Source organism: Rhodococcus sp. YH3-3 (assembly GCF_001653035.1).
GTDB classification, from domain to species: domain Bacteria; phylum Actinomycetota; class Actinomycetes; order Mycobacteriales; family Mycobacteriaceae; genus Rhodococcus_F; species Rhodococcus_F qingshengii.
Genome location: NZ_BCWH01000013.1, coordinates 1 through 3849, shown reverse-complemented (window position 1 = coordinate 3849; position 3849 = coordinate 1). Strand labels below are relative to the sequence as shown.

The following is a 3849-nucleotide window of genomic DNA, read 5'->3' as shown; positions in this document are numbered from 1 at the left end:
TTCTCTGAACAAGAATTCAAGCTTGGTAATCATGTGGAAGTCCTTCCCGAGATCGATCCGAATCCAGGCATTCCGAGGTCAGTTGTTGCCGATCCTCGTTTCATCGTGGCATCGACCTGTGCGATCTTGTCCCTGACTCCGGTGTAGCTGACCTGCAGTCCTTCGACTTCACCCAGCCAGCCTTCCTGTTTGGCTTCGATGATGCGGGCTTCGAGGTTGTCTCGGATTTCTTCGAGCCTGCCTCGCTGCGTTGGATCCGGCCGCAGGAGTGAGCATCTGACGCAAGCATGCTCATGGATGCAGGGTGTGCCGAACGACCGTGCGCAGGTCCCGACCGATACTTTCCGCTTCTCGAAATGAGACAAGAACGCATCCCATTCCTCGTCGGTCGGTGTCCGGTATTCCTCACTGGGTCTCATCGAACGACGACGCGCGATGAACGCTCGATGCGCTTCGATCGTTTCCGAGGGGTAGACGGCCTTGTAGCCCATCGTCGTGTCAATTGTCTTGTGCCCGCAAATAACCTGTGCGATATGGGGTGGCAGGCCGTTCATGATCGCGTCGGTGACGAATATTCGCCGGAAGTCGTGGGGCTGAAACATCAACGGATCGCCACTGGCATCGGTGAGAGCTGCCACGGTGAGCGCATTGATGAGGAGCTTGCGGACGAAACTCGGTGGGATCGCTCGGCGTTCGTTTCCGATTCCCCGCTGAAAGAGCAGCGGCATCGGCGGATTCCACAGCTTCTCCTGCGTATCGTAGGCAGCCACGAGCGGTATCGATCCGTTGGGTTGCCGCGAACGCTGAACTACCGCACTGAGGACTTCCGCAAGCTCGGGACTGACCAAGATCAGCCGCTCGGTATCGGTCTTCGATGGAGCTATCTGCAGCAGCGGAACCAGTTCACCGGTACTAGGTAGTCGATATTCGGTGATGCTGTGGTGACTGAGCTCGAGGAGCTCTTCATGACGGATACCGCTGAGCCGCAACACTTCGATAGTGGCGAATGCCCAGAATGCTTCCTCGTCCTCGTAGGTGAGATCGCGGCGAACACCGGTAACAGTATTGTCGGCCCATACGACGCGGCCAGTTCCCCGACGGATCAAGGATCGTCGCAGTTCTCCGTCGGTTCCCGCGATCACCTCACCTGGTTCGGTGTTCTGCGCCGCAACAAGTAGAGCCGCTGCGGCCGCGCGGCGGTCAGCTGCGGACCGAACCAACTGCGACAGGACAGGCAATCGCTCGCGAGTGCGCTGATCCATCCGCGCTTTACGGTGTTTGAGTTCCTTGCCTCTTTTGACCTCGGCGTCGCTGATCGGGCAGGGCGCCACCCACTGCGCCCAGCGTGCCGGATCTTCGACGGCCCAGTGCGCGAGGTCGAGATAGAACGCACGCACTTGCAACAGATTGTCTTTGTAATTCTTTCGGGGCGAAGTTGTTTCGTGCTTTCGTCCCGCCGCGTCGACGGCGGTGCGTGTGATCGATCTCAGGTCGTCCTTCCATGCTCGGGCAACGTCAGGCGGCAGCGCCAGGGTGTCGATACCGGGGGCGAGTGTCTCGACGCGGCTCCAGAACAGCCCGGCGAGTCCTCGGGCACGAGAGTTGAGACTGGTGTAGTCCAGCGCGGGTTGACGCTCGCGCAGATAGTCGATGAGCAGAGCTCGGATCGGTTGGTTCTCGATCGGGTAGCGGTCGACGAGTTGTTCGATCGTCAACTGTCCGACCGGAGCGCCGAACGCACGGATGCTGTGTGGTGCATCCTCGGGAAAGATGCCCATCGCACGTAGTCGCAGGTAGAAATCGATCTTCTTCTGACCGCGGCGGGAGTGCACCTGCGCCATCGTTTCGATCAGCTCCACGCAATCGCCGACAGTGATCTCCGCGACCGTCCCGCCTTTGGATACCAGCAGGGTCGCGATTCTGGTCGCTGCGATTCGTGCATCGTCTCGCGAGGTATCCGGCTGAGTGGCAGCAAGCTCGTCCAACCGCGCGAATCCGTCCGGATCTCGCAGCTTTGCCATCATCGGCGCGAGAAACGGGTGCGCCCGGGAGAGCATCCACGGCAACTGCGGCCGGATCACGTCCAGGCACAGCAACATCAGCAGTCCTGCAGCCAGGTCGTTGCGATCATGTCTGACAGGGCGCCCGTGTCCGGCAATCCATTCCACCGGGAGATCGGCCCAGGAGGTTGTCGCGCCGTAACGAGACCCGCGGATGTTCTCGGCGCCGCTGGCGAGCCACCGGGCTTGCCAGGTATCGCCTGGCACCGAAGCCAACCAGGTCAGTATCTTGATCACGCCCCGGTGCCGTCCGGCTCGGGTGGTGACCGCAGCCTCAGCAAGCACCGAGCAGTTCAGTCGGGCCTCGACCTCCTCAGCAGAGGCAGCGGTGTGCGGCCACCAGAGTTCACCTTCGCGTGGTGGAAACTGTTTGTGCAGTTGGCGAATCCTCGAATGCGGCACCGGTGTGACCTCGAAGCGTTCCGGGCGGGTCATGTGCTTGACGGCAGTGCTCACAACGGCCTCCCGAACAGCACGCTCAACGCTGCCGGATCGTATCCAGGAGCAGGAGGCGGCGACGGAGCCCGCGGATGTTCCCGCTGATCAGCAGTACGAGCGTGGTGGGCCAGGACGCTGGCGATCACCTCGTCCTTATCGGGTGTCAGATAAATTTCGGTCGTCGACAAATGGGCGTGCCCCAACACCTCTTTGACCTCCACCAAGGACAAGTGCGGGTCGTTGGCCATCCGCCTCGCTGCACTGTGACGTAAGTCGTGCAGAGTCCAATCCGAACCGAGGGTAGCATTCGCACGCTCGAACATCCGATGCGCCGCATGGTAATTCAACGGGCGGCGAGGCCTTCGCAGTGTCCACCACAACGGTTGCATCCGTCCGAGTGGCACCTCGCCCCGCAACTGCTCCTGATACAACCGCAACCAGACGAACGCGTCCGCCGACGCGGGTACCTGCTCCACCGCACGTGTTCCCTTGCGCACCACAGTAATCAACTGCTGCCCCGGGTCGACATCGCACTCGCGGACTCCCAACAGCTCCGACGCTCGCACCCCCGATGAAATCCAGAACGCCACCAACGCCCGGTCCCGATCCGACGACAACGCCGCGAACAACTTATCGAACAGATCCTCGGGAATCGCTCGGGGAATCCGCTGCGAGACCCGAGGCCGGTAGCGCCCCACACGCTCAGGTGCCCAATGATCCATCGGATTGTGGTGCGCATGAGCCCGTCTCGACCGGCGAGAGAGATCGAGAGGGAACGGATTCAGAAGCGGGCCAGTCCCCGCGTCCCGATGAAAATCGTAGAAACTTCGCAGCACCGTCTCACTGTGCGCCACTGTCGCCGGCGAGTACCCGGCCCCCAGAGCCGGTTTGCCGGTGACAGGATTCGGCGATGCCGCAGCAGTAGCAGCCGCCTCGGCGCTGGCCGGCACCACTGATCCTTGTCGTGCCTTCGCCGTCAACTGGATCCAACAACTGAAATCGCGGGCATCGACCCGATCGGCACGATCCCACGCCACGTCCACAGCGTGAAGGAACCGCCACCATCTGAGCAGATCCATACCGTACGAACGCACCGTCGCCACCGACCTCCCGGAAGCGATCAGCTCCCGGAAGAACACCTCGACGGACTCCACTCGTTCACCGTCGCTGCCCTGCAAGACGTAAGGCTCCGCCGCCTGACCTGTCGCTATCAACCGACCCACTCGGGCCACCACAAGCCCCGACAGATCTCTCGAACTTTCCCCTTCGCTCATGTCCGCAAGCTACCGACCCACATCGACCCCACCCCTTCAGACCTGCACCATTCGGCATTTAGTTCAGTCAACGGGGC

General features: G+C 61.5%; 2 protein-coding genes. Both read right to left on the bottom strand.

What is annotated here, in order from left to right; translation table 11 throughout:
* Positions 1-29: 29 nt before the first annotated feature.
* Positions 30-2516 carry a site-specific integrase gene (locus YH3_RS34520; RefSeq protein WP_011133408.1) on the bottom strand — a complete coding sequence of 829 codons (2487 nt, stop codon included), beginning with the start codon at positions 2514-2516 and terminating at the stop codon, positions 30-32.
* Positions 2513-3772, bottom strand: coding sequence for a site-specific integrase (locus YH3_RS34515; protein WP_011133407.1), 1260 nt, complete (start codon positions 3770-3772; stop codon positions 2513-2515). The genes YH3_RS34520 and YH3_RS34515 overlap by 4 nt, the downstream gene beginning before the upstream one ends.
* Positions 3773-3849 lie beyond the last annotated feature (77 nt).